This window comes from Roseburia sp. AF25-13LB (genome assembly GCF_003478915.1).
GTDB classification, from domain to species: Bacteria; Bacillota; Clostridia; order Lachnospirales; family Lachnospiraceae; genus Roseburia_C; species Roseburia_C amylophila.
Genome location: NZ_QUFO01000004.1, coordinates 147,651 through 174,077, shown reverse-complemented (window position 1 = coordinate 174,077; position 26,427 = coordinate 147,651). Strand labels below are relative to the sequence as shown.

Genomic DNA, 26,427 nt, shown 5'->3' with positions numbered 1-26,427 from the left:
CAATTGCCGGAGGAAAAGAGCATACAGGAGAAAAAGAGGTGCGAAATGAAGCAATCAGGGAAGCACTGGCTGTTGGCCTTGGTTATTTTCACAGTATTTGTGGCCTTGAGCGGCTGTGGAAGGAAAGACGATGGGCCTGTCAGCATGAAAGGCTATGCATCGGGCGTTGAGGCAGCAACGGAGGAAGAGATACAGGCAGAGGAAAGCAGCCTGTATACGGTAAGTAGTGTTGATACAGCACTTTCAACAATGACATTTCTGAATATTGACACGGGACGTTATGAACAGTATTCTTATACAGACGGGACAATTTTTAAAGACAGACATGGCAGTCTGATTTCGACAGCATCCATGGTACCGGGAAAAGTGGTTACTTTAACACTCCGGGACAAAGACCTGATATTAGAAAAGGTGGAGCAGTCGGCAGATGCATGGGAGATGGACGATATCGGAAAATTTTCCTATAATGAAGAAGACAAGATATTTACCATAGGAGACACAAAGTATTCTTATGATGAAGAATTACAAGTGTTTTCCGGAGATGCAGCCATAGAATTGTCCGTAGTTACCGGACAGGACACCTTAAGAATACAGGGAATTGACCGGAAAGTGCTGTCAGTGTCCGTTACAACAGGACATGGAGTCATCCAGCTTGTAAATACACAGGCATTAGAGGGCGGCTGGTTAAGCCTGAATCATAAGAATTATTATAAGATCACGGAGAATATGCAGTTAGAGGTGCCGGAAGGAACCTATGAATTAACCGTTGCCGGCAATGGCTACGGCGGTTCCACAGAGGTAGCTGTAACAAGAAATGAGCAGATTTCCGTGGATGTAGATTCCATAAAGGGTGAGGATCCGAAATATTGTACTTTAACCTTTGCGGTTGATGTTGCAGGCGCTTTGATGTATATTGATGGTAGTCAGGTTGATTATACACAGCCATTACAGCTGCAGTATGGCATCCATTCCATACAGATTACTGCAGATGGATATGACACCTGGTCGAAGCGGCTATATGTAAATTCACCGGAAGCGCAGATAGAGATTGCGTTGTCAGGTGATGATACGGGCAGTACAGAGACAGAATCGACGGAAACTGCCGGAAATGAAGAGAACACAACCGTGGAGCATAAGCATTCCGACAGTACATCGAATTCCAGTGGAACGAACAGCTCCAGTGGAAGTTCATCCAGTGACTCTGATGCATATAGGAAGGCATTGAGTGAAATTATTGATACATTAACCAGTAACAATAATTCTTCGACAAGTACATTAAATCAGGTAGTTAACAGTCTTACGAATTAGTGAGAGAAATGAAAGGGCGAGACATCCGAAGGAGGCTGCCACTGGCAGGCTCTTTTGGTAAACAACATAAATGAAAAGTAGGAGGAAATCAGGAATGGGTTACAAGGAAACTTACGAAGCATGGCTTGAGGGAGCGTATTTTGATGAGGCAACCAAGGCTGAACTTCAGGCAATCAAAGACAATGACAAGGAAATTGAGGATCGTTTCTATAAAGATCTTGAGTTTGGTACAGCAGGATTACGTGGGGTAATCGGTGCCGGTACCAACCGTATGAACATCTATACTGTCCGCAAAGCAACACAGGGTCTTGCAAATTATATTTTAAAAGTAAATGCACAGGATAAGGGTGTGGCAATTGCCTTCGATTCCAGACATATGTCACCGGAATTTGCAGATGAATCCGCACTTTGCCTTGCAGCAAACGGAATCAAAGCATATGTATTTGAGTCATTAAGACCAACACCGGAATTATCTTATGCAGTCCGTAAATTAGGATGCACTGCCGGAATTAATATTACAGCAAGCCACAACCCGCCAGAATACAATGGATACAAGGTATACTGGGAGGACGGTGCACAGATTACACCACCTCATGATACCGGAATTATGGATGAAGTAAAGAAAGTAACTGATTACAGCACCGTTAAGACCATGTCCTTAGAGGATGCCAGGGCAGCAGGTCTTTATGAGACTATCGGCGCGGCAATCGATGATGCTTATATTGCAGAACTTAAGAAGCTTGTGGTACATCAGGATGCCATTGATGCAGTAGGCAAAGACCTTAAGATTGTATACACACCATTACATGGAACAGGAAATATCCCGGTCCGCCGTGTGTTAAAAGAGCTTGGCTTTGAAAATGTATATGTTGTTCCGGAACAGGAGCTTCCGGATGGAGATTTCCCAACCGTAAGTTATCCGAACCCGGAGGCAGAGGAAGCATTTGCATTGGGACTTGCACTGGGCAGGAAAGTAGATGCAGACTTAATCCTTGCAACTGACCCGGATGCAGACCGTCTCGGTGTATATGTAAAGGATTCTAAGACGGGAGAATATCATTCCTTAACCGGAAATATGTCCGGCTGCCTGATTGGTGATTATATCATCGGACAGAAGAAAGCAATCAACGGCTCCCTGCCGGCAGATGGTGCGTTTATCAAATCCATCGTGTCTACCAATATGGCAGATGCCATTGCAGAATACTATGGCATTCAGTTAATCGAAGTATTAACCGGATTCAAGTTTATCGGTGGCAAAATCTTAGAGTTCGAAAAGACCGGAAAAGGAACCTACCTCTTTGGTATGGAAGAAAGCTACGGCTGCCTGACCGGAACCTATGCAAGAGATAAGGATGCAGTGGTAGCATCTATGGCGTTATGTGAGGCTGCTGCATATTACAAGACCAAGAATATGACTCTTTGGGATGCAATGCTTGCCATGTATGAAAAATATGGATACTATAAAGACCATGTTGAGTCTATTACATTAAAGGGAATCGAGGGTCTGGCTAAGATTCAGGAAATCATGGATACACTGCGCAGCGAAACTTTAACTGAAATCGGTGGCTATAAAGTTGAAAAAGTACGTGATTACAAGAAGGATACCATTACAGACCTTGCAACCGGAGCAGTAACAGCAACAGGACTTCCAAGCTCTAATGTACTTTACTATGAATTAAACGATGCTGCGTGGTTCTGTGTAAGACCATCCGGTACCGAGCCGAAAGTAAAATTCTACATTGGTGTGAAGGGTTCATCCATGGAAGAAGCAGAGCAGAAATATGAAGTCCTTGGAAAAGCAGTTTTGGACAAAATCAACAAAATGTTATAGACCAAATTGTATGCCTTAATTTACCGTATTTTCCTTGACAAATAAAGGAAAAACAAGTATAAATATATTCGTAGGTAATCTTGGAGAGTGTAGACCTCAAGAAGAATTATAAAATCCAGAGGAGGAATTTTAACATGAACAAAGCAGAATTAGTATCAGCTATGGCTGAAAAAACAGCTTTATCTAAAAAAGATGCAGAGGCAGCTTTAAAAGCTTTCACTGATATCGTAGCTGAAGAATTAAAAAAAGGTGAGAAAATCCAGTTAGTTGGATTCGGTACTTTCGAAGTATCTGAAAGAGCTGAAAGAACAGGAAGAAACCCACAGAGCGGTAAAGAGATGGTTATTCCAGCTTCTAAAGCACCTAAGTTCAAAGCAGGAAAAGCTTTAAAAGATTTAATCAATAAATAAGTTGATAAAATGATTCTGATTAGAGGTGTAACGAAAGTAGAAAACTGCTTTTGCTACACCTTTTTTTAATGAAATTCGAAGGAGAAAAGAATTTTCTATCATTCTATATGCATGAAGACACAGAAACGGAAACTGTTTTTGTGAAACCAGAATGCTGTAATTGCAGCCCTGATTTTTCCTTTTGTTAATTGAGCCTGTCTTTCCAATGTTTGACAAAATGCGGTGGGTGTTCGTCTGTATGCGGATACATGAACGAGACGGTTAGGGTGGCTTGCATTCTGCATAGCAACCGGCAACGCTGACACAGGGAGGTGTCAGCGAGGTGCAATTGGAGCATGGATGCGACTTTGCGCCGGTTGCCAGAATAACCATTTTCTTTAAGCAGAATGCTTAGCCACCCTTGCTGGCGAGTGGTCGTATCCGCAGCAGACGGACAACCGCCGCATTCCGTCAAAGCAAGCGGAAAGACAGCCTTACATCAAGGAAAAATCAGGACAGAAATTACAACGCATTTTGATTAGATACAAAAGCCAGTTTCCGTTTCTTTACTTCATGGAACATAGAAGGATGGACAATGCTCCTTCGAATTTCAAAAAGAAAGAAGGTAAGCAAATGAGATTAGACAAATATTTAAAGGTAACCCGCCTGATTAAACGCAGAACCGTTGCCAACGAAGCCTGTGATGCCGGACGTGTCACCGTAAATGGCAAACCGGCGAAAGCATCCGTCAATGTAAAAGCAGGTGACATCATCGAAATCATGTTTGGCCAGAAGACGGTGAAAGTAGAAGTGGTTGCAATCGCAGATACCACCAAGAAAGAAGAGGCAGGAGAATTATTCCGCTATCTGTAAAAGAGTAAAAACGCATAAAAAGAGAAACAGTCTCATATATTTTGGAAAGGACTAACTTTCGGGTAAAGGAGTATGAGACTGAATGGAAGAATTGAAAACAGCAAAAGCACATAAAGTATTGCTGGCAAACCGGAAAAGTGCAAACTTCAGCGGAGTGCTGGATGTGCTTTCTTTTGATGTAAATGAAATTTTACTGGAAACAGAACAGGGAATGCTTCTGATAAAGGGAAATGACCTTCATGTAAACCGCCTGTCCTTAGAACAGGGGGAAGTGGATGTCACAGGGAAAATTGATGGCTTAACCTATTCGGATGTGGAAACCTATCACAAAGGTGGCGGAGAATCCTTCTTAGGCAGGTTGTTTAAATGATAGAAATCAGCCCGGAAATTTCCGGTGAAGCCTTAAGGTTCCTCCGGTTCATGCTGGTGGGATTTCTGTTAATCTTAGCCTTTGACCTGCTTCGGATTCTGCGCAGGCTGATACCCCATAGAACCGGGATGGTTGCAGTGGAGGATATGCTGTACTGCATCGGCAGTGCCATATTTATATTTATTATGCTCTGCCGGGAAAATGATGGAGCAATCCGGGGCTTTTGCATGCTGGGCATGAGCGTTGGGATGCTGTTATGCAATTATGCCATCAGTCCATGGCTGGTGAAGGGAATCGTAAAAGTATTTAAGAAACTGTTTCAAGTAGTGGGGAAACCATTGCGGGCAGTATTTCGCATGGTGGCAGTACCCTTACGTTTCCTGAAAGGGAAAATCAGAAGATTATTACGAAAATTACAAAAAACGTTGAAAAAAATCCGTAAAACTATTAGAATGGTGTTATGTAAACTATAGATGAGGAAATGAGTATGACAAATAGTCGAAGAAAAAGAAAACAGAAACGAAACGGAAGAATCTGTATCTCTTTGATTGCGATAATGTTCTTAGTGATTATGTCAGTTCAGATTGTTAAGCTCTACCAGAAGGAGCAGGAGTATACTGCCAGAGAGAAGGCACTGACGGAATCTTTAGAAGATGAAACAGAACGTCAGAATCAGCTGGATAATTACGAAGAATATACCAAGAGTCAGGAATATATTGAAGACCAGGCAAAGAGCAAGCTGGGACTGACCCATGAAAATGAGATTATCTTCAAGGAAGACAAGAAGTAGAACAGCTTCGAAAACATAAAGACCATAGAAAAACTTAAAATAGACAAACCATTCCGCTTTTTGCCGAAAACTTTTTTGAAATGAGACAACGGTTTGACAAAGATTTCGGACAAACATTTCTATAATAGCTTCTGCTGTCACAAATGACAGGAGAAGGAGGAACAATGGAAATGAAGAAATTGAGAACGAAACAGGCGGTAATATGCTTTATAGGGGTAGCAGTGTGTAAATTAGGATTTGCAGGCTGCTACCCTTTTATCCCGGCATATTTTGCGGCAGCTTATCTGGAACGGGGCGGACGGCTGCTGCTGGGAATTGGAATGTTTCTTGGAATGGCATTTATGCTGCCGCTGACACTGATGACAAAATATGTAATGACACTGCTGGTAACCATAGTAATCATCAAGCTGGCAGAATGGGTAAATAAAGGCTGCTATACCTGGATAGCTGCCTTTGGCGCAGGCTGTTCGGCAACCTTATTATCCGTATTTGGAGAAATGTTAAACGTAAGAGACGGAATGCGGACGGAAATGGCGGTCTTAGAAGGAGTCTTTATATTTGCAGCCACCATGGTGTTAAGCCGTATCATACATAGCTTTCTGGAATTCACATTTGTGAATCAGCCAATACCGGAGATAAAGAGTAATGAAGAAGAAAAACTACTGACCTATGCAAAGTCCTTTCAAAGCCTTTCAGATATATTCGGGCGGATGAATGTGGAACATACCAGTTTCTCGGCAGAGGAAATGGGCAGGATGCAAAATGAGATAACCGGGAAAATGTGTGTTTCCTGCGACCAGTGCGCTCTTTGCTGGGAAAAGGATGACAGCCCCATGTACGGCTATTTGTCGTCACTGCTGCAATCTATCCGGGAGGCGGGAAAGACAAACCGCGATATTGAAAAGAAAATGGAAGAATATTGCCCCTATATGCAGGAAATGACGGCGGAGGCTCTTCGGATATTTGAAAAAGCTTCTTTAAATATGGCGTGGTACAACCGGCTGGTAGAAAACCGTGAGGTCATAGCCGAGCAGCTGGATGCCATGGCATATATCATGGAGGATTGTGCAAAGAAGCAGAAAAATATTACAGAAGAGTGCCGGTCAAATCTGCAGGACATAGCTTACCGGGCAAGAGAGCGGGGCATAAAAGTGATTGATGAACAGCTCTGGGAAAAGGAAAACGGCCGCTGGCAGCTTGTGATGAAAGTCATGGTAAAAGATGGCTGTGTCACTACGAGAGAACTGACAAAGGCAGTAGCCGGAGCACTGAACCGGCGCATGATTCCGGAGAAGGATACCAAGACGCTGATTGGAAAAGGCGTCAACCTCTATACCTATGAAGAAGAGCCGCGGTTTCAGGCAATTTATGGCGTAGCCCGGATGGTAAAGGATGGAGCAGCAGTTTCCGGGGATAACTTTTCCTTTTTGGAGCCGGAAAGTGGAAAAATGGTCATGTGCTTATCGGATGGCATGGGTTCTGGAAGTCTTGCCTGCAAGGAAAGTGAAATGGTTATTGAACTGGTGGAAAAATTCCTGGAGGCGGGATTTGATGTGGAAACGGCAGTCCGCATGATGAATTCTGCCATGGTGATGAAAGGGCAGGAGGATTTATTTTCCACGGTGGATATCAGTGAACTGGATTTATATGACGGAACCTGCCACTTTTATAAAATCGGAGCGGCGGCAACCTTTATCCGGCGAAATGGCATAGTGGAATGTCTTATTTCCACCAGTCTTCCGGTGGGCGTATCTTATAAACTGGATATGGAAAAAAGCGAAAAGGACTTATATAACGGAGATTTCCTTGTCATGGTATCAGATGGTGTGCTAGAATATTTACATGTGCCGAATCCGGAAGAAACCATGCAGGAAATTATAGAAAGCATTGAGACCAATAATGCAACAATTCTTGCAAAACGCATTTTGGAGCGGGTGTTACTTTTTACCGGAGGAAAGGCAGCAGACGATATGACGGTGCTTGCTACCGCAATTTGGGAGAAATAATATGATTCCTGGTGTAGAATCTTTTCTGGAACAATATCATATGATTGAGCAGTCGGATGTAGTGGTTGCCGGAGTATCCGGTGGTGCAGATTCCGTATGCCTGCTGCTGCATCTGCTTGAATTGAAAGAAAAACTTTCCTTTACGCTGGCAGCAGTCCATGTGCAGCATGGCATCCGGGGCGAAGAAAGCCTTCAGGATGCAGCGTTTGTAGAGGAACTTTGCAGGCGGTATCAGGTGCAGCTATTCCGCTATGATTATGATGTGCCGGAATATGCAAAGCAGCATGGATATTCGGAAGAAGAGGCGGGAAGAAATTTACGATACGAAAGTTTTCATAAAGCGTTAGAAGAATTGGGTGCGCCGGAAGGGAAAATTGCAGTTGCCCATAACCGTAATGATCTGGCAGAGACCATGCTCTGGAATATGATCCGGGGCAGCGGCATGCGTGGCATGGCTGGAATTCCGCCGGTGAGAGATGGCATCATCCGTCCGCTTCTTCATACGGCAAGGGTGGAAATCGAAAATTATTTAAAAGAAAAAGGTGAAAGCTACTGTACGGATGCTACCAATGCATCTTTGGATTATACCAGAAACCGGATCCGTAATCAGGTGCTTCCGGTGTTGGAGAAACTGAATGCCGGAGTTTATGCCCATATGGAACAGCTTGGGGATGACATCCGGAAGACGCAGGAATATCTGTCTGCTGTAATAGAAGAAAAAAAGGCACAATATGTAGAAAGAGATTTCCGAAAGACGCAGGCTTTCCTGATATCGGAGGAGCTTTTAAAAGAACCGGAAATCCTGTATACAAGCATTATAAAGGAGTGTATCTGTGAGACGGCTGCAAGCAGTAAAGATATTACAAGAACCCATGTAGAACTGGTACAGAAACTTTTTGCCATGCAGACGGGAAGAAACGTGAACCTGCCTTATCAGGTGGTGGCAGAGCGGACTTATGGCGGTGTGCGTCTGCAAAAGTGTGAAAAACAACCGGAGCATAAAATTACAGAACCGGTAGGAATGCTATCCAGTCAGTCTTCCAGTCAGCCGGTCGGACGACAAAGCGGTCAACCAGCCGGTTGTTGTGGGATTTCAATAGAAGAACATCCGGATTTTACCTGTCGGATTTATAAACGGGAAGAGTTACCGGAAGGAATTTCTAAAAAAAAGTATACGAAATGGCTGGATTATGATAGAATAAAAAATAGTCTTTTGATTCGGAACAGACAGCCGGGCGATTATTTTGTGCTGGATGAGACGGGCAGAACACAGAAGCTGAAGCAGTATTTTGTAAATGAGAAAATTTTAAAAGAGCAGCGGGACACGATTCCGTTGGTGGCAGACGGTGCTCATATCCTGTGGATTGTGGGATACCGGATCAGTGCATATTACAAAGTAAGCAGTACAACGAAGACAATTTTGGAAATACAATATCATGGAGGAAGAGAAGACAATGAGTGAGCAGATTCGTGTATTACTCTCAGAGGAAGAACTTGATCGTAAAATTGCTGAATTAGGAGAAAGAATTAGCAAGGATTATGAAGGTGAAAGCGTTCATTTAATCTGCATACTGAAGGGAAGTATATTCTTTACCTGTGAACTGGCAAAGCGTATTACCGTGCCGGTAACAATTGATTTTATGTGCGTTTCCAGTTATGGCGCGTCAACCGTGTCCAGTGGAAAAATCACCATAAAGAAAGATTTGGAAGAATCTATTGAAGGTAGAAATGTAATTGTCATTGAAGACATTATTGATACAGGAAGAACACTGCGTTATCTGCTGGATGATTTATCCACCAGAGGACCGAAGAGCTTAAAATTGTGTGCAATGTTAGATAAACCGGATCGCAGGATAACAGACGTTGCGGTAGATTATACCGGTTTTGAAATTCCGGATGAATTTGTAGTAGGATATGGTCTTGATTATGACCAGCGCTATCGCAATCTGCCATACATTGGCATTCTTGATTTGGGATAGGAAGGAGTTTGCGTGAAGAAATCATATAGAGGATGGGGCTTTTATATCAGTCTGATTGTAGTTGTGGTTTTGGTCTGGTTCTTACTGGACGGACAGCATCTGAATCAGGATGACTATAATTATGCCCAGTTTAAACAGGAACTGGCTGATGATGAGATTAAATCTGTAGAAGTGCAGCCAAACAGAGTTTATCCAACCGGAAGACTGGATATTGTCAAAACGGATAAGTCAGAAGAGACCTTATATGTGCTGGATGTCAGTGAGGCTCAATCGCTGATGGATAAGGAAAAATTTACTTCTTATGTGGTGAATGATATTCCGGCAGAAAACTGGCTGATGAATTTATTGCCGCTCTTACTTGTGTTTGGAGCAATGTTTATTCTGTTTATGATTGTTATGAACAATCAGGCAGCAGGCGGTGGTGGTGGCAGCAAGATGATGAATTTTGGAAAAAGCCGGGCAAAGATGACCACCGATGAGAACCGCAATGTAACCTTTGAAAATGTGGCAGGACTGCGGGAAGAAAAAGAAGAATTAGAAGAAATCGTAGATTTCTTAAAAGAGCCGAGAAAGTATACCAGACTGGGAGCGAGAATCCCGAAGGGAGTTCTTCTGGTGGGACCTCCCGGAACCGGTAAGACTCTGCTTGCCAAGGCAGTTGCCGGAGAAGCAGGCGTACCGTTCTTCAGTATTTCCGGTTCTGATTTCATAGAAATGTTTGTTGGTGTCGGCGCATCCCGTGTACGTGATCTTTTTGAAGATGCCAAGAAAAATGCACCATGTATCGTATTTATCGACGAGATTGATGCAGTGGCAAGAAGAAGAGGAACCGGTATGGGCGGCGGGCATGATGAACGGGAGCAGACCTTGAACCAGCTTCTGGTAGAGATGGACGGATTTGGTGTCAACGAAGGAATTATCGTAATGGCAGCAACCAACCGTGTTGATATCTTAGACCCTGCAATTATGCGTCCGGGCAGATTTGACCGTAAGGTACATGTGGGGCGTCCGGATATTGGTGGAAGAGAAGAAATCTTAAAGGTACATGCAAAGAATAAACCCCTGGCAGAGGATGTGGATTTGAAACAGATTGCACAGACTACAGCAGGTTTTACCGGAGCAGACCTGGAGAATCTTTTAAATGAGGCGGCAATTGTTGCAGCCAAAGAAAACAGAAGTTATATTATCCAGAAAGATATTAAGGAATCCTTCTTGAAAGTAGGTGTTGGTCCGGAGAAGAAGAGCCGGATTATTACCGAGAAAGAAAAGAAGATTACCGCATATCACGAATCGGGTCATGCGATTTTATTCCATGTACTTCCAGATGTGGGACCGGTATATACCGTGTCCATTATCCCAACCGGTGGTGGAGCAGCAGGCTATACGATGCCATTGCCGGAGCGTGATGAAATGTTTGATACCAAGGGAAGAATGCTGCAGCAGATAATTGTTTCCTTAGGTGGACGTGTGGCAGAAGAGTTGATTTTTGATGATATCACAACCGGAGCTTCACAGGATATCAAGCAGGCAACCGAGCTTGCCAAAGCAATGGTAACGAAGTACGGATTTTCCGAAAATGTCGGACTGATTAATTATAACAATGATGATGACGAAGTGTTTATCGGAAGAGACCTTGCACATACCAGAGGCTATGGCGAGGGTGTGGCATCCAAAATTGATGAAGAAGTAAAACGTATCATTGACGAATGCTATGCCAAAGCAAGGGCAATCATTCAGGAAAATAGTGATGTACTCCATAAATCAGCAGACCTTCTTTTGGAAAAAGAAAAGATTGGAAGAGATGAATTTGAAGCATTATTCCAGAGCGGAGCTGATGTTGTAACTGAGACAACGGAGGAATAGAACACAAATAGAAATTTTTTTCGAAAATGGGAAAAAGGTACTATATAAAGTATACAAAAAGTAGGCACAACTTTTGTGAAGTTTGTGCACACTTTAAACGGGAGAGGTGATACTATAATTAACGTAAAAACCCCCCAATACATTATATATATAGTTTTTACTACACCCCATAGTAAAAATACCTTCTCCTTAAAAGGGCAGCCGATCGGTGGCTGTCTTTTTTTTACGCGAGTAATGAGGAAAAGTGCCGGGTGAGGAAAAGAAACCAAGCTTGCTTGAGATTTTTTTTCTCGTCTATCCTGACTAAGCAGGGGCAAAATGGTCAGACCAAAATAGAAGCCTAAAAAAGCCATTCTTTTGTGCAAAAAATAAGTGGTATTTTCGATATGAAATTTATGGGCTATACAGATTGAATAAAAGGAATGTGAATTTTTTTGGAAGTTTGTGCACACTTTTGAATGGGAAAATGGTACTATAATTAACGTAAAAACCCCCCAATACATTATATAATTTTTGCTACACCCCATAGTAAAAATACCTTCTCCTAAAAGGACGACCGTGCGAAAGGTCGTCTTTTTTTTACGCGAGTAATGAGGAAAAGTGACAGGCGAGGAAAAGAAACCAAGCTTGCTTGAGTTTCTTTTTTACAGCTTGGAACTTTGACGAATACCGCGATAGCGAGGGAACTTGTTCCCGAGCCTATCGCGGAAGTGAGGGAGCTTGTTCCCGAGCCTATCGCGGAAGTGAGGGAGTTTTTCCCTCACTTATCTCGCATAGAAATCTCCAATCCCTCAAACAGTGGACATCGGCTCCCAAACTGCCTATAATGAATCTTAAGAAAAGAATATTTCGATAAAGCTGATACATAGATGGGAGATACAACATGATAAGGGCAGCATTTTGAGATGATGACGATACGGTTTTAAAAGAACTGCAGAGCTTACTGGAGGAGTATCGCAGGGAGCGTGATTACAGAATAGATGCAAAAGTCTATCACAGTCCGCTGGATTTACTGAATGAAATGGAAAAAGGAACCCGCTTTGACATTTTGTTTTTGGATATTTTAATGCCGGGGGTAGATGGAATCCAAACGGCATCCGAGATTCGGAAGTTTGATAATAATATCAAAATTATTTTTCTTACTTCTTCTGTGGAGTTTGCGGTGCAGTCTTATGAGGTGAAAGCATATTATTACCAGTTGAAGCCGATTGAAAAGGGCAGCTTCTATCATCTGCTGGATTCTGTGTTAGAACAGATGGAAAAAGAGCATGGCAGTAGTATCGTACTGCGCTGTAAGACGGGAATTGCCCGGATTGCGTTAAAACAGCTGGAATACTGCGAAGTAATCCACAGGACATTATTGATACATCTGACCGATGGGACGGTATATGAATGCAGCGGCAGCATGGATGAACTGGGCCGGCAGCTTATGCCTTATGGAACTTTTATACGTCCACATCGTTCATATCTTGTGAATCTGGAATATATAAAGAATCTTTCTTATCGTACCATTACGATGTCAAGTCTTGTGGAAATTCCTATTCCAAGAGGGAAATACAATGAAATAAAGAGTGCATTTCTGAAAAATGCATTTGAAGATGGGCAGGTGACGTTATGAGCCTTTGGATGTCCCTTCTTAACAATGTGGCAGTCAGTGTTTTTGGAAGTGTGCTGGCGGCGTCCTTCTGTGATGCACTGGACCGGCGGAAAAACCGGATCATATTCTGGATATGCATCGCACTGATTCCAATTGCACAGGGGATTATTTACTATGTAGGGGATGATGGCTTTTTGAGGCAGATTTATCCGCTGCTGGTACATGTTCCGTTGATTTTACTGTTATGTGGACTGACCGGTAAATTGTTATGGCCGTTTTTCTCTGTGATGGCAGCCTACCTGTGCTGCCAGTTACGACGCTGGCTGGCACTTCTTACAGTGGAAATTTTGGGCGGGGGAGCATTGATGCTGGATGCGGTGGAATTATTGATTACCCTGCCACTACTGTTTGGACTGCTGCACTTTATGACGCCGGCAGTCCGTTATATTTCCTGCTATTCCAGAAAAATGCAGTGTCAGTTTGGTGTGATACCGGTGCTGTATTATGTATTTGATTATCTGACAAGAGTGTATACAGATCTTTTGTCCAGTGGGGCTCCGGTTGTCGTGGAATTTATGCCATTTATCTGTTGTGGAGCGTATCTTGTGTTTCTGTTGTATAACTTTACAAAAGGACAGGAAGAAAACCGGATGAGGGAGATTCAAAAAAGCCTTGATATGCAGGTGGCACAGTCCATGCGTGAAATAACGGCGTTACGGGAGTCACAGAATCTGGCCAGCCGTTACCGCCATGACCTGCGTCATCATTTACAATATCTATATGCCTGTTTGGAGAACCATCAGATACAGAAGGCAGAGGATTATATATCTGATATCTGTAATGAGCTGGAACAGCAGAAGGTGATACAGTATTGTGAAAACGAAGCTGCGAATCTGATTTTGTCATCCTTTGCAGGAAGGGCAGAAGCGGAAGGAATTGTGATGAAAGTGGAAGGCGGCATGAAAGCGAAGACGGTGATAAGTGATACTGACTTGTGTGTGCTATTGTCTAATGCCCTGGAAAATGCCATCCATGCCTGCAGGGAAGTACAAAAAGAGGGAAAAGAAGCCAGAATAGAAGTACAGATTTATGAAAAACAGCAGCAGGTATTTTTACAGATAAAAAATTCCTGTGCCGGAGCACCAATCTTTGAAAACGGAGTCCCGGTTTCGAAGGAAAAAGGACATGGCATTGGGACGCGGAGCATCTGTGCCATTGTGGAACGCTATGGAGGAGTATATACATTTTCGGTGGAAAAAGAGTATTTTATACTCCGCCTGAATCTGTCGGAAAAGAATGTCGATTCAGTACATTTTACTGCCGTTTGAGACGTGAATCTCCTGTTGGATAAGAAAGAATGGTAAAATATGTCTAAGTCAAGGATGACAAACAAAAGACAGGAGGAAGATGAAAATGAAGAAAATAATTTCATGTTTAGTGGTATTGACTATGTGCATTTCACTGGCTGCCTGCGGGGGAACGGATAAACAGGCTGCAATTGATGCATTCAATAAAGCAAGCACATCATTCAATGAAGTAGCGAATGCCATCAATGCGGATCCGGATGCATACGACCAGGATGTGATTGATACCATGGTTGAAATGGCAGATGTCTTACAGCAGCACAAAGAGCTGTTAGAGGGAGACACTGAAATTGAAGAAGACAAATTAAATGAAATGATTGAATGGTATGGTACCGTAGAAGAATGGGTATCAGACGTAAAGGCGGAGTTAGGTATATAATAGATTTCATAGAGTTACTTCTTTAAAGAGGGGACGGATACGGAAAATGTATCCGTCCTTTTCTGGTTGTAATCTTTGGAACTTTCGTATATTATAGTAATAAAAATAATTATTTAGAAACGAGAGGCTTGTTGTAAGATGATGAAGAAACAGCAATCGATTTATGAATTGAACAGAATTCAGCAGTATATTATGCAGATGCGCCCGATTCTTAGAAAACGCGCACTCTTTTCTGATGGAACAGAAGATTATCGTAGTCCGGCAGAGCCCAAGGCCGGAGAGCTGGTGACCATTCGTTTTCGTACAGCAAGAGATAATGTAGATGCAGTCTGGCTTTGCACAGAACAGAAAAAATATTTTATGGAAAAGACCGAGTCAGAGGGGCTCTTTGATTATTATTCCGTAGAAATCCGTATGACAGAGGAGCATTTCTCCTATTACTTTGAAATTGAGACGGGAATGCTTCACTGTATCTTTGACCGCTATGGCGTGAATCAGACACCAAGACCGCAGTATAATTTTGAAATTGTACCGGGTTTTTCCACGCCGGACTGGGCAAAAGGGGCGGTTATGTATCAGATTTTAACAGACCGTTTTTACAATGGAGACACTTCCAACGACCCGTTGACGGATGAATATTTCTATATCCGTGCTACCAGTCAGAAGGTAGATAACTGGGAGAAATGCCCGGAGAATTTTTCGGTAGCAGAATTTTATGGCGGAGATTTAGAGGGCGTGAGAAAGAAAATGGATTATCTCACAGAACTTGGAATAGAGGTGATATACTTCAATCCACTGTTCGTTTCTCCGTCCAATCATAAGTATGATATTCAGGATTACGATTATATTGACCCGCATTACGGCAAAATAGTGGTGGATGAGGGAGAACTTTTACAACCGGGTGACCGCAATAACCAGCATGCCAGCCGCTATATCACCCGCGTGACGGATAAACGGAATTTGGAGGCAAGCAATGAACTTTTTGCAACGCTGGTAAAGGAAGCGCACCAGAGGGGCATCCGCGTCATCCTGGATGGAGTGTTTAATCATTGCGGTTCCTTTAATAAATGGCTGGATCGTGAAAAAATCTACCGTAGTGAAGCAGGCTATGAACCGGGAGCCTATATCAGCAAGGACAGTCCGTACAATGACTTTTTCCAGTTCCATGATCAAAATGCGTGGCCGGATAACGGAAGTTACGATGGCTGGTGGGGACATGATACATTGCCGAAGCTTAATTACGAAGATTCAGATACATTGCATGATTATATTCTGCATGTGGCTGCAAAATGGGTTTCTCCACCTTATAATGCCGATGGCTGGAGACTGGATGTTGCGGCAGATCTGGGACACAGTCCGGAATATAACCATCAGTTCTGGAGAGAATTCCGTGATGCCGTAAAGAAAGCCAACCCACAGGCAGTGATTTTGGCAGAACATTACGGCGACCCGAGAGACTGGCTGGGTGGAGACCAGTGGGATACAGTTATGAACTATGATGCTTTTATGGAGCCGGTGACATGGTTCCTTACCGGAATGGAGAAACACAGTGATGATTTTAAACCGGAAAATATAGGAAAGTTTGAGAACTTTAAAGGCGCTATGAAGCATTATATGGCAAGCTTTTTGACACCATCGCTGCAGTGCTCCATGAATGAACTTTCCAACCATGACCATTCCAGATTTTTAACCAGAACCAATCATAAAGTAGGTAGAGTGGAACACCTTGGAACAAAAGCGGCAGAAGAGGGCGTAAATACAGCGGTTCTACGGGAGGCGGTTGTTATTCAGATGACCTGGCCGGGAGCACCTACCGTTTATTACGGTGATGAAGCCGGACTATGTGGATTTACAGATCCGGATAACCGAAGAACTTATCCGTGGGGCCGGGAAGATAAAGAACTGATTCGTTTCCATCGTGATATCATCAGAATTCATAAAGAAAACCCGGCACTTCGTACCGGAAGTGTGAAATTTTTAAATGGTGAGGATAATCTTCTCTGCTATGGAAGATTTAACCGGGAACAGCAGTTTGTCATTATTGTAAATAATGATGAAAATATCCGGCACATTGATTTGTCAGTATGGGCAGTGGGGCTTCCGAAGTACGGAACTTTAGAACAGATACTTTTTACTAGTGAAAATGGATACTCCATTTCTTCTGTCAGCTATGACATCGTCAATGGAAGACTGGATATTACATTGCCAAAGCATGCAGCTGTCATTCTGAAAGGAAAGAATCCGGAAGAATAAAAAAATGGCAAAATAAAAAATGCAAAAAATGCATAAAAACGCCTTGCGCACAGCAGGGCGTTATGCTATAATCTATATTCGTCAGGACAATTAAGGACTGATAAATGGGCAGATTCCCGAGTGGCCAAAGGGGACAGACTGTAAATCTGCTGCAAATTGCTTCGGTGGTTCGAATCCACCTCTGCCCATTCTCGTTGTGGTTATGCAATGAGAATTTTTTTATGTAACCATAAAAAGATACTTGCCCGCGTGGCGGAACTGGCAGACGCGCAGGACTTAAAATCCTGTTGTGGTGACACAGTACCGGTTCGATTCCGGTCGCGGGCATTAAAAAAGGAAACGGTCGTTTCCTTTTTTTATGCCGGAAATCCGCAAAGCACATTTCCGTTGTTGTGATGTTCCCTTTGTGAATAGCCCTATTCTTTTTCTGCCTCTTCTTCACGCTCTGCACATGGAGCAGTAGATGCTCTTGTAATAAGCTGCGGACGCAGTAAAGTCATGCTGACGGAGACATGATTAATAAGGTTGCTCAGAGCAGCATATCCACATTTGCCGAGCTCGGTTCTTTCCTGACGGACTGTAGTCAGTGGCGGCTCTAAGAAAGAAGAAATCGGCAGGTCGTCAAAACCAACCACACTGATATCATCCGGAACAGAAAAACCTCGAAGCCGGCATTCTGTAATGACTCCGGAAGCAATCAGGTCATTACCACAGAGAATTGCTGTTGCTCCGGCAGCAAGAAAATTCGGTACATGATATTTTGCACTGTCTGCAACATAGTAGCCATGTGCAACCATATCTTCTTCTACTGGAAGATTGTGGGATTTCATGGCATCTAAATATGCCTGATAGCGTTTCTCACTGACCATGGAATAGAGAGAACCGTTGAGAAAAGCAATCTTTTTGTGACCAAGCTGATAGAGATGGTCGACTGCAGATTCAATTCCTTCAGAGTTATCTGTTCCCACATAGCACACATGTGGATTCTTCTTAATATAATTATCGAAAAGGACAGTTGGAATGGAAGTGAAGGCAAGCTGCCGCATCCAGTCATCATGAAGAGCAAAGCCTACCAGGAACCCGCCGGAATAACCGTTCTTTAACATATAAGTATCATATTTTTCGGTCATCTGGAAAGCCGGAGTAACCGGAATTACACTGACGGACCAGCCATCCCGGAAAGCAGCCTGGCGGAAACCCAGGATGATTTCGTATCCGAACTGGTTGGCTGTTTCATAGTCCATATTTTCTATAAAAAGGCAAAGCTTCTTGTTTTCGTCCTTTTTCATCTTCTTGGACTGATATCCCATTTCTACAGCGGTATCAAGAACCATCTGCCGTAAATCTTCGCTGATATCACTGGCGCCGTTTAATCCTTTGGAAACAGTGCTGACGGAAATACCGAGCCGGTTGGCAATATCTTTAATTGTGACCATAACAAGCCTCCATAAATCTGGTATATTTTAAGTAAAATTATATCAAAAACCTCTTATATTCTGTATTATATAGAATTTGCATGACAGGTGCAAGTACTGCAAAATATTATTTTTCGAAAAAAACAGGGTTTTAAATAGCAATATAACCAAAAAAACAATGCGAATTCCGTTAAAAACGGCAAAAATGATGTTAAAAGGACTGTTTTGTTTGACAAAATTGTTAAAAAGACGTAAAATAACCTCAGATACGAAAATTAACGAAAAGCAAAAAACAAAAACCGATGTGGGGGAAAAACATTGGAGGCAAAGAGACTAACCAGAGGAGCAGGAATCCTGATGGCAATAACAAGTCTTCCATCTGATTATGGAATCGGAACTCTGGGTGATGCAGCTTTCAATTTCGTAGACTTACTTGTAGACCTGAAACAAAGATACTGGCAGATACTTCCGATTGGACCAACCAGTTTTGGAGACAGCCCGTATCAGTCAATATCAGCATTTGCAGGAAATCCGTATTTGATAGATTTAGATGACCTGGTTCGCGACGGTCTGCTTATGGAAAGCGAGATTCGAAGCTATAACTGGGGTGCAGATGAGAAAGATGTTGATTATGCCAATCTTTTTGAAAACCGTTTTCAGATATTAAAGAAAGCATTTGAACGGTTTGATACCGCAAAGCCTTCTTTTCGGAAGTTTGAAGAAGACAATGATTGCTGGCTGGCTGATTATGCATTGTTCATGGCAGTCAAAGGAAAAGAAAATAACCGGGAATGGATGGCATGGGAACCGGGAATCAGAAATCGTACACCGGAGGCATTACAGGAATACACAGAATTACTAAAAGAAGAGATCCTGTTTTGGAAATTCTGCCAGTATAAATTTTATGAACAGTGGAAATTCTTAAAACAGTACGCAAATACAAGAGGAATACAGATTATTGGGGACATACCGCTGTATATGGCAATGGACAGTGCCGATGTGTGGGCAGACCGGAAACTCTTCTTATTAGAAGAAGACGGAAGCCAGCAGTATGTAGCAGGCAGCCCGCCGGATAATTTTTCAGAAGAAGGTCAGAAATGGGGCAATCCCGTATATGACTACTCTTATATGGAAGAGTACCGGTTTGACTGGTGGAGACACCGGATTGAGAAAAACGCAGCGTTATATGATGTAATCCGGATTGACCACTTCCTTGGAGTTGTAAGGTACTATACGATTCCGTTTCGGGAAAAGGATTGCTGCAATGGGAAATGGAACAAGGGTCCTGGAAAGAAATTGACAGATGTGATGGAAGAAAGTGCCGGTGACTGCAGAATCATAGCAGACAATGCCGGAAGTGCCATCGCCGGAAGCAGAAAGCTTCTTGCAAGAATTGGATGGCCTGGAAGTAAAATCCTGATGTTTGCATTTGATGGAAATACAGGAAATGAAAATCTTCCACATAACTTTGAAGAAAATAACATAGTGGTATATACCGGAACACATGATAATGATACTGTTGTTGGTTATTTCCGGGATAAGACAGAATATGAACTGGCTTACCTCTATGAATATTTGAATATCGGCTCGAAGGAAGAAATTCCGGACGCCTTAATCCGTCTGGCTTATTCAAGCATAGCGGATGTGGTAATTATTCCAATGCAGGATATTTTACAGCTTGGCAATGAAGCCAGAATGAATCAGCCATCCACAGTCGGACAGAACTGGAAATGGCGGGTGGGAAAAGATACTCTGAGTGAAGAACGAAGAGCGTGGATCCGCACCATTGCGGCAGTATACCGCAGATAATTTCTATATGATATAGAACGGATTACCGTTTTATATAAATGCTTAATCGAAATCACATTTTTAAGGAGGAAGAAAATGAAAAAGAAAGCATTATCATTATTTCTTGTAACAGCTATGGCAGTATCCATGGTAGGATGCGGTAGCAAAGACGCAGACAAGAACACAGAAAAGAAAGATACTGAAGCAGCAGTAACAACAGAAAAACCAGCTGCAGCAGAAGATGAAGCTTGGGAGGGTGACTTAACAGTATGGAGCCCACAGGAAGATCAGGATACAAACTGGCTTCAGGATCAGTGTGAAGCATTTGCAGCTGAGCATCCAAACTGGAAAATCAACTTCAATTATGGTGTATGTGCAGAGGGTGAAGCAAAAGACAACGTAACAAAAGACGTTGAAGCAGCAGCAGACGTTTACATGCTTGCTAACGATAACATCCCGGATCTGGTATCTGCAGGCGCATTATCAGAGCTTGGTGGAGATTATCTTGGATATGTAACATCTACAAACTCTGATTCTATTCTTGCATCTGTTACATACAACGATTCAGTAGTAGCATTCCCATTTACCTCTAATACATGGTTCATGTACTATGATAAGAGCGTATTCTCAGAGGATGACGTAAAGAACTTTGATACAATGTTAGAGAAAGCTGGAGAAGCTGGAAAGAAAGTTTCTTTCAAATTAACTGATTCCTGGTATATTCAGGCATTCTATGTAGCTAACGGATGTACATTATTCGGTGATGGAACTGATACAGATGCTGGTATCGACTTCGGTGGAGACAAAGCAGCAGCAGTTACAGAGTACTTAGTAGACTTAGCAGCAAATCCTAACTTCTTAGTAGATGCTGACGGATCTGGTCTTGCTGGATTAGGCGACAGTGTAGCAGCAGTATTCTCCGGAACATGGGATGCTGATGCAGTTAAAGAAAAACTTGGTGACAACATGGGTGTTGCAGCTCTTCCTACCGTTACAATCGACGGAAAAGAAGGCCAGATGAAATCCTTCATCGGATCTAAAGCAATCGGTGTTAACCCTAATGCTGAGAACCAGCAGGTAGCTATGTCTCTTGCAGCTTACTTAGCAGGTGAGAAGGCTCAGACAGCTCATTATGAAATGAGAAACATCCTTCCTTCAAACATCAACATCTCTTTAGCTGACGATCCAATCGCAACAGCAGTTACAAATGTTATGACAGATACATCTATCATGCAGCCATTATGTAAAGAAATGGGTAACTACTGGTCACCAGCAGAGAATATGGGTAAAAATATCCAGTCTGGCGAAGTAACAAAAGACAACGCTGCTGAGAAGACAGAAGAAATGAACACAACTATGAATACAGACGTTGCTGAATAAGCAGAAGATGTAATTGGAAGTTCATTATAAGAATTCCTAAAAAAGCGGTTTGAAAAAGAACCGGGGACTCCAGGATACCGGAAACGGTACCCTGGATGTCTTACTATAGAGAGTATAGGAGGCCCATAGCGTGAAGAAGGCTGCTACGAAAAAGAAAAAAGTAAAAGAGTTTCAGACACCATATACCGTTACTGGTGCGTTAGTTAAGGGAAATGTAATTACTAAGCTCTCCATGTTAATCATGGGCTTGGGCAATATTGCACATAAACAGATTGTAAAAGGTCTTATGTTTTTGGCAATTGAGGTTGTGTATCTTTATTACATGATTTCTTATGGATTCTATGCAGTTTCCATGCTGCCATCACTTGGATGGAGAGAGCAGGAAAAGGTATGGAATGATGCAAAGAGTATTTATGAATATCAGGCTGGTGATAATTCACAGCTTATCTTACTTTATGGAGTTGCAACATTATATCTTACCTTCATGTTTATCATTGTATGGAGGGAAGCAGTAAAAAGTTCATATAAATCAGAACTGCTGGCAAAAGCAGGTAAGCATTTAAACACATTTAAAGAAGACTTCAAGAGTTTGTTTGATCAAAATTTACATAAATTGCTGTTGGCACTCCCACTGACGGGAATTTTGCTCTTTACTGTTCTTCCATTGATTTACAATATTACAATGGCATTTACCAATTACAGTACGTCCGGAGAACACTTAATGTTATTCGACTGGGTTGGATTTGCTACCTTTAAGAAAATATTGAATATTGGAGACAGTATTGGAAAACAGTTCTATTCCGTATTAGGATGGACCCTGATCTGGGCTGTGTTTGCAACAGTATTAAACTATATTTCTGGTATGATTCTTGCAATCATTATCAACCGGAAAGAAACAAGAGCAAAGGGATTCTGGAGATTCTGCTTTGTATTATCCATTGCAGTACCACAGTTTGTATCCCTTCTGATTATGAGAAGTATGTTACAGCCAACCGGTATTGTTAACACACTGCTTATGAAATATGGTATTATTGACACAGCATTGCCGTTCTTTACCAAGGCAATGTGGGCAAGGGTTACCGTTATTGTAATCAACCTGTGGGTAGGTATTCCATATACGATTCTTCAGGTAACCGGTATCTTACAGAATATCCCGGCTGAGTTATACGAAGCAGCAAAGATTGACGGTGCTAACGCTGTTCAGACTTTCTTCAAAATTACTCTGCCATATATGTTATTCGTAATGACACCGTACTTAATTACACAGTTTACAGGAAACATCAACAACTTCAATGTTATTTTCCTTCTGTCCGGAGGAAATCCTACGCCAGTGGATGCAACCGCAGGAAAGACAGACCTTCTGGTTACCTGGTTGTATAAGCTGACTGTTGATAAGAAATATTATAACCTGGGTGCCGTTATTGGTATTATGACATTCGTGGTATTGGCTATTGTTGCCCTGGTTACTTATCGAAATACCACATCCTACAAAGATGAGGAGGGATTCATGTAATGAGTAAGCAGAAAACAGCCACAACAGGCGCAAAAGTACGTAAAACATTTGTAAATGTTTTGATTCATATATTTCTTGCAGTATTAGCATTTATCTGGGTACTTCCGGTATTCTGGGTAGTACTTACAAGCTTCCGTGCGGAGAAAGGTTCTTATGTTGAGACCTTCTTCCCGAAGACTTATACTTTAAACAATTATGTTAAGCTATTTACAGATACCAGTATTCTGAACTTCCCGAAAATGTTCATGAATACATTGATTATTGCAATCTTTACCTGTATCATTTCAACCATCTTTGTACTTTCAGTTTCATACTGTATGTCAAGAATGCGTTTTAAAATGAGAAAACCGTTTATGAATATTGCAATGATTTTAGGTCTGTTCCCATCCTTCATGTCCATGATTGCGGTATACTTTATCTTAAAGGCACTGGGATTATCCGAAGGCTCCATGATTCGTATTGCGTTGATTATTGTATTCTCCGCAGGTAGTGGAGTTGGATTCTATGTGGCGAAGGGATTCTTTGATACCATTCCAAAGTCCTTAGATGAGGCAGCAATCATCGATGGAGCAAGCAGATGGCAGGTATTTACTAAGATTACCATTCCGCTTAGTAAACCAATTATTGTATATACCATCCTGACATCCTTCATGGGACCATGGATTGACTTCATATTTGCAAAGGTTATCTGTGGTGCAAATGCAGACCAGTTTACCGTATCTATCGGTTTATGGAAGATGTTAGAGAAAGAGTATATCAACAGCTGGTATACATGTTTTGCAGCAGGTGCTGTAGTAGTATCAATTCCGATTGCTATCCTCTTTATGTTTACACAGAAATTCTATGTAGAAGGAATGAGTGGAGCAGTAAAAGGCTAAATTTCACAGCCATTTAAAATGTTTAAAAGAGAGGCAGGCTTTTGCCTCTCTTTGTTATATCAGTTGATAATGAAGGGTGTGGAAGATTGCGAAGGATATTTGTTCTGTGTTTGAAATAACAGGTATTTTCATTCAGACAGAATGTGTCTCAATTCTTGGCAGTACATTTTTCTGATTTTCAGATGTCTTGCCACTGCTTTGACTGGATGCAGTGGGTGTCCGGCTGATACGGATACCTCATGCAACCGGTAAGGGGCGCTAAGAATTTCAATCTACATTACATCTATTCCGGCAACCGGCGCAAAGTCACATCCGTGTTCCAGTTGCGCCTCGTTGGCACGTCCTGTGCCAACGTTGCCGGTTGCCAGATGAAATTCCAAGCGCCCCTAACCAGTCACAAAATGGTATCCGCATTCAGCCGGACAACCACTTGCATTCTGTCAAACATTGGAAAGACAGATGATAATAAGAAAAGAAAAATGTGCTGGTTAGAATTGGAGCATTCTGTCTGGAAAATAACGTTATTTCAAATGCAGAACAAAAGCATCGCATTTACATCACCCCTTCATTTCAACGAAATAAGAAAGAGAAGAAAAGGAGAATCATATGAAAAAAAGACTACAGGCGTTACTTCTTGCATTGTGCCTTACCCTTGGAACTATAAGTGCCGGCTGTGGCGGCAGACAGGATAACAATGCTGCGGGAACAGAGACTGCTGCGGCGACAGAAACTGAAAAGACCGCAAGTGTGGAAGACTCCGCTATGGCAAAGGCAAATGCAGGAGAACTGAATATCATTGATGATAAATACCGCACCTATTATGAAGTGTTTTTATATAGCTTTTATGACAGTGATGGAGATGGAATCGGAGATATCCAGGGATTAATTGATAAACTGGATTATATCAATGATGGAGATGACAGTACAGATACAGACCTTGGCTGTAATGGAATCTGGCTGATGCCGATCATGCCATCACCGACCTACCATAAATATGACATTTCTGATTATGAAAATATTGATGAGCAGTATGGAACTATAGATGATTTTAAACAGTTAATCGAAGCATGTCACAAGCGCGGAATCCGTGTGATTATTGATTTCCCGATTAACCATACATCATCGAAACACCCATGGTTTACACAGGCAGTGGAATATCTGGAGGGATTAAGTGACGGACAGCAGCCGGATAGCAGCGTTTGTCCGTATGTAGATTATTATAACTTTACAACAGATCAGTTAAGCAGTGTGTATTATAAAGCTGGCAGCAGCAATTGGTATTATGAAGGAAAATTCTGGAGTGAAATGCCGGATTTGAACCTTGACTGTGAAGCGGTGAGAGCTGAATTTGATGAGATTACATCCTTCTGGATGGATCTTGGGGTAGATGGTTTCCGTATGGATGGTGCCAAAGAATATTTTTCAGATAATACCACAGAAAATGTGGAAGTCTTAAAATGGTTTAATGATATGGTAAAGGCAAAAGATGAGAATTCCTATATCGTGGCAGAGGTCTGGACGGATCGTGAGACATATGCAAAATATCTGGAAAGTGGAATTGATAGTGTATTCAATTTTGATTTTGGAGATGGCGATGGGATTATTGCCAATGCAGTAAAAGGAAGCTCAGAGTCCGGAGCAAAAGGATATGCCAATGTCTGCGGCAAAATGGATGAGCTTTTAAGCCAGTATAATGAAAATTATATTGATGCACCGTTTTATACAAATCATGATATGGCAAGAGGTGCCGGATACTATAGCGGCGAGTATAAGGCTGCACAGATTAAGACTGCCGGAGCCATGAATCTTATGATGAGCGGCAATGTATTTCTCTATTATGGGGAAGAAATTGGTATGAAAGGCTCTGGAAAAGATGAAAATAAGCGTGCACCAATGCAGTGGTCCTCAGATACATCTGCAGAGGGTATGTGTAAAGGACCGGATGGAATGGAAAGCATTAAGATGACAAATGGAAGCTTGGAAGACCAGCAGGATGACCCATATTCCATTTATAATTATTTCAAGCAGGCAATCCGCCTGAGAAACCGTTATCCGGAAATCGCCCGTGGTATCGCTGCAAATGTAGAGAATCTTTCTGATAAGAATATAGCAGCAATTACCAAGACATATGATGGTAAAACCACATTACTGGTATTTAACCTTTCCCAGGAAACTCAGAAGGTTGACATTTCAGGTGTAGATTTAGGCGGAGAAGGTACTATCGGTGGAATGCTTCTGACCGGAGAAGATACAATTACGCTGGATAATAATGAACTAACACTGCCATCTTATTCCATGGCACTTATTACCGTAGAATAAAGCCGAAATGCATAAAAACGGAACAGAGTTATCGTGCCACCGGAATAAAAATGAAAAAAGCAGGAAAATTGTCTTGACAACCCCTGCTTTTTCCGATAAAATAATCAGTGCTGTGAGTGCTTTACAGCACAA

Annotated in this window: 21 protein-coding genes, 2 tRNA genes and 1 pseudogene; 23 read left to right on the top strand and 1 reads right to left on the bottom strand. The window is 42.2% G+C overall.

All coding sequences use genetic code 11. The features are described from left to right. Positions 1-45: 45 nt before the first annotated feature. From DWY37_RS07800 to DWY37_RS07720, 18 genes and pseudogenes are all read left to right on the top strand, one after another. The gene (locus DWY37_RS07800) at positions 46-1,308 is read left to right on the top strand and encodes a hypothetical protein (protein ID WP_147403586.1); all 1,263 of its coding nucleotides are present in this window, start codon (positions 46-48) and stop codon (positions 1,306-1,308) included. Positions 1,309-1,402: 94 nt separating this feature from the next. Beyond that, positions 1,403-3,139 (top strand): phospho-sugar mutase, encoded by a 1,737-nt coding sequence (locus tag DWY37_RS07795; protein ID WP_117697716.1) that lies wholly within the window; start codon positions 1,403-1,405, stop codon positions 3,137-3,139. A 134-nt stretch (positions 3,140-3,273) separates the two neighbouring features. Next, positions 3,274-3,549 carry an HU family DNA-binding protein gene (locus DWY37_RS07790; RefSeq protein ID WP_022242343.1) on the top strand — a complete coding sequence of 92 codons (276 nt, stop codon included), beginning with the start codon at positions 3,274-3,276 and terminating at the stop codon, positions 3,547-3,549. A 612-nt stretch (positions 3,550-4,161) separates the two neighbouring features. Further along, the gene (locus tag DWY37_RS07785) at positions 4,162-4,401 is read left to right on the top strand and encodes an RNA-binding S4 domain-containing protein (protein WP_022242342.1); all 240 of its coding nucleotides are present in this window, start codon (positions 4,162-4,164) and stop codon (positions 4,399-4,401) included. 82 nt (positions 4,402-4,483) lie between these two features. Beyond that, on the top strand, positions 4,484-4,771 hold the full coding sequence (yabP, locus tag DWY37_RS07780) for a sporulation protein YabP (protein ID WP_022242341.1): 288 nt from the start codon (positions 4,484-4,486) through the stop codon (positions 4,769-4,771). Next, positions 4,768-5,244, top strand: a complete 477-nt coding sequence (yabQ, locus tag DWY37_RS07775; protein WP_117697715.1) for a spore cortex biosynthesis protein YabQ — start codon at positions 4,768-4,770, stop codon at positions 5,242-5,244. The genes yabP and yabQ overlap by 4 nt, the downstream gene beginning before the upstream one ends. A gap of 14 nt (positions 5,245-5,258) precedes the next feature. Then, positions 5,259-5,561: a septum formation initiator family protein gene (locus tag DWY37_RS07770; RefSeq protein WP_022242339.1), complete on the top strand. Its 303-nt coding sequence runs from the start codon at positions 5,259-5,261 to the stop codon at positions 5,559-5,561. 170 nt (positions 5,562-5,731) lie between these two features. Next, positions 5,732-7,567 carry a SpoIIE family protein phosphatase gene (locus DWY37_RS07765; protein WP_242997796.1) on the top strand — a complete coding sequence of 612 codons (1,836 nt, stop codon included), beginning with the start codon at positions 5,732-5,734 and terminating at the stop codon, positions 7,565-7,567. 1 nt (position 7,568) lies between these two features. Then, positions 7,569-9,029 carry a tRNA lysidine(34) synthetase TilS gene (gene tilS, locus DWY37_RS07760; protein WP_118540858.1) on the top strand — a complete coding sequence of 487 codons (1,461 nt, stop codon included), beginning with the start codon at positions 7,569-7,571 and terminating at the stop codon, positions 9,027-9,029. After that, complete coding sequence (gene hpt / locus DWY37_RS07755) at positions 9,022-9,546, top strand: hypoxanthine phosphoribosyltransferase (protein WP_118177193.1); 525 nt, start codon at positions 9,022-9,024, stop codon at positions 9,544-9,546. The genes tilS and hpt overlap by 8 nt, the downstream gene beginning before the upstream one ends. Positions 9,547-9,558: 12 nt before the next feature. Further along, positions 9,559-11,409, top strand: coding sequence for an ATP-dependent zinc metalloprotease FtsH (gene ftsH, locus DWY37_RS07750; RefSeq protein ID WP_118540860.1), 1,851 nt, complete (start codon positions 9,559-9,561; stop codon positions 11,407-11,409). Between the two features lie 916 nt (positions 11,410-12,325). Then, positions 12,326-12,622, top strand: a pseudogene (locus tag DWY37_RS16285) (LytR/AlgR family response regulator transcription factor); the annotation flags it as partial. Positions 12,623-12,664: 42 nt separating this feature from the next. Beyond that, a complete protein-coding gene (locus DWY37_RS16280; protein WP_256385711.1) occupies positions 12,665-13,027 on the top strand; it encodes a LytR/AlgR family response regulator transcription factor in 363 nt (120 codons plus the stop codon). Further along, complete coding sequence (locus DWY37_RS07740) at positions 13,024-14,334, top strand: sensor histidine kinase (RefSeq protein ID WP_243092098.1); 1,311 nt, start codon at positions 13,024-13,026, stop codon at positions 14,332-14,334. The genes DWY37_RS16280 and DWY37_RS07740 overlap by 4 nt, the downstream gene beginning before the upstream one ends. An 85-nt stretch (positions 14,335-14,419) precedes the next feature. Beyond that, positions 14,420-14,749: an LptM family lipoprotein gene (locus tag DWY37_RS07735; RefSeq protein WP_117697705.1), complete on the top strand. Its 330-nt coding sequence runs from the start codon at positions 14,420-14,422 to the stop codon at positions 14,747-14,749. 141 nt (positions 14,750-14,890) lie between these two features. Further along, positions 14,891-17,002 (top strand): glycoside hydrolase family 13 protein, encoded by a 2,112-nt coding sequence (locus DWY37_RS07730; protein WP_118544481.1) that lies wholly within the window; start codon positions 14,891-14,893, stop codon positions 17,000-17,002. 106 nt (positions 17,003-17,108) lie between these two features. Beyond that, positions 17,109-17,190 (top strand) — tRNA-Tyr (locus tag DWY37_RS07725). Between the two features lie 55 nt (positions 17,191-17,245). Next, positions 17,246-17,329: transfer RNA gene (locus DWY37_RS07720), tRNA-Leu, on the top strand. Between the two features lie 89 nt (positions 17,330-17,418). On the opposite strand, the gene DWY37_RS07715 is transcribed toward DWY37_RS07720, so the two are convergent. Next, on the bottom strand, positions 17,419-18,438 hold the full coding sequence (locus DWY37_RS07715) for a LacI family DNA-binding transcriptional regulator (protein ID WP_117947134.1): 1,020 nt from the start codon (positions 18,436-18,438) through the stop codon (positions 17,419-17,421). Positions 18,439-18,774: 336 nt separating this feature from the next. Here DWY37_RS07715 and malQ point away from each other — a divergent pair, with 336 nt between their 5' ends. From malQ to DWY37_RS07690, 5 genes are all read left to right on the top strand, one after another. Further along, the gene (gene malQ / locus DWY37_RS07710) at positions 18,775-20,226 is read left to right on the top strand and encodes a 4-alpha-glucanotransferase (RefSeq protein WP_197420814.1); all 1,452 of its coding nucleotides are present in this window, start codon (positions 18,775-18,777) and stop codon (positions 20,224-20,226) included. A gap of 75 nt (positions 20,227-20,301) precedes the next feature. Beyond that, positions 20,302-21,585 carry an extracellular solute-binding protein gene (locus DWY37_RS07705; RefSeq protein ID WP_118540862.1) on the top strand — a complete coding sequence of 428 codons (1,284 nt, stop codon included), beginning with the start codon at positions 20,302-20,304 and terminating at the stop codon, positions 21,583-21,585. A 130-nt stretch (positions 21,586-21,715) separates the two neighbouring features. After that, on the top strand, positions 21,716-23,098 hold the full coding sequence (locus DWY37_RS07700) for a carbohydrate ABC transporter permease (protein WP_118540864.1): 1,383 nt from the start codon (positions 21,716-21,718) through the stop codon (positions 23,096-23,098). After that, a complete protein-coding gene (locus tag DWY37_RS07695) occupies positions 23,098-23,976 on the top strand; it encodes a sugar ABC transporter permease (protein ID WP_118540866.1) in 879 nt (292 codons plus the stop codon). Before DWY37_RS07700 ends, DWY37_RS07695 begins: the two co-directional genes overlap by 1 nt. 606 nt (positions 23,977-24,582) lie before the next feature. Further along, positions 24,583-26,295 (top strand): alpha-amylase family glycosyl hydrolase, encoded by a 1,713-nt coding sequence (locus DWY37_RS07690; protein ID WP_118540868.1) that lies wholly within the window; start codon positions 24,583-24,585, stop codon positions 26,293-26,295. Positions 26,296-26,427: the final 132 nt, after the last annotated feature.

What these genes read in the sequence shown, in the direction of transcription:
- DWY37_RS07705 (WP_118540862.1), top strand. Translation starts at nt 20,302, where the DNA reads ATGAAAAAGAAAGCATTATCATTATTTCTTGTAACAGCTATGGCAGTA.
- yabP (WP_022242341.1), top strand. Translation starts at nt 4,484, where the DNA reads ATGGAAGAATTGAAAACAGCAAAAGCACATAAAGTATTGCTGGCAAAC.
- DWY37_RS07765 (WP_242997796.1), top strand. Translation starts at nt 5,732, where the DNA reads ATGAAGAAATTGAGAACGAAACAGGCGGTAATATGCTTTATAGGGGTA.
- DWY37_RS07690 (WP_118540868.1), top strand. Translation starts at nt 24,583, where the DNA reads ATGAAAAAAAGACTACAGGCGTTACTTCTTGCATTGTGCCTTACCCTT.
- DWY37_RS07715 (WP_117947134.1), bottom strand. Translation starts at nt 18,438, where the DNA reads ATGGTCACAATTAAAGATATTGCCAACCGGCTCGGTATTTCCGTCAGC.
- DWY37_RS07785 (WP_022242342.1), top strand. Translation starts at nt 4,162, where the DNA reads ATGAGATTAGACAAATATTTAAAGGTAACCCGCCTGATTAAACGCAGA.
- tilS (WP_118540858.1), top strand. Translation starts at nt 7,569, where the DNA reads ATGATTCCTGGTGTAGAATCTTTTCTGGAACAATATCATATGATTGAG.
- yabQ (WP_117697715.1), top strand. Translation starts at nt 4,768, where the DNA reads ATGATAGAAATCAGCCCGGAAATTTCCGGTGAAGCCTTAAGGTTCCTC.
- DWY37_RS07730 (WP_118544481.1), top strand. Translation starts at nt 14,891, where the DNA reads ATGAAGAAACAGCAATCGATTTATGAATTGAACAGAATTCAGCAGTAT.
- DWY37_RS07695 (WP_118540866.1), top strand. Translation starts at nt 23,098, where the DNA reads ATGAGTAAGCAGAAAACAGCCACAACAGGCGCAAAAGTACGTAAAACA.
- DWY37_RS07795 (WP_117697716.1), top strand. Translation starts at nt 1,403, where the DNA reads ATGGGTTACAAGGAAACTTACGAAGCATGGCTTGAGGGAGCGTATTTT.
- DWY37_RS07800 (WP_147403586.1), top strand. Translation starts at nt 46, where the DNA reads ATGAAGCAATCAGGGAAGCACTGGCTGTTGGCCTTGGTTATTTTCACA.
- malQ (WP_197420814.1), top strand. Translation starts at nt 18,775, where the DNA reads ATGGCAATAACAAGTCTTCCATCTGATTATGGAATCGGAACTCTGGGT.
- DWY37_RS07740 (WP_243092098.1), top strand. Translation starts at nt 13,024, where the DNA reads ATGAGCCTTTGGATGTCCCTTCTTAACAATGTGGCAGTCAGTGTTTTT.
- DWY37_RS07770 (WP_022242339.1), top strand. Translation starts at nt 5,259, where the DNA reads ATGACAAATAGTCGAAGAAAAAGAAAACAGAAACGAAACGGAAGAATC.
- hpt (WP_118177193.1), top strand. Translation starts at nt 9,022, where the DNA reads ATGAGTGAGCAGATTCGTGTATTACTCTCAGAGGAAGAACTTGATCGT.
- DWY37_RS16280 (WP_256385711.1), top strand. Translation starts at nt 12,665, where the DNA reads ATGGAAAAAGAGCATGGCAGTAGTATCGTACTGCGCTGTAAGACGGGA.
- DWY37_RS07735 (WP_117697705.1), top strand. Translation starts at nt 14,420, where the DNA reads ATGAAGAAAATAATTTCATGTTTAGTGGTATTGACTATGTGCATTTCA.
- DWY37_RS07790 (WP_022242343.1), top strand. Translation starts at nt 3,274, where the DNA reads ATGAACAAAGCAGAATTAGTATCAGCTATGGCTGAAAAAACAGCTTTA.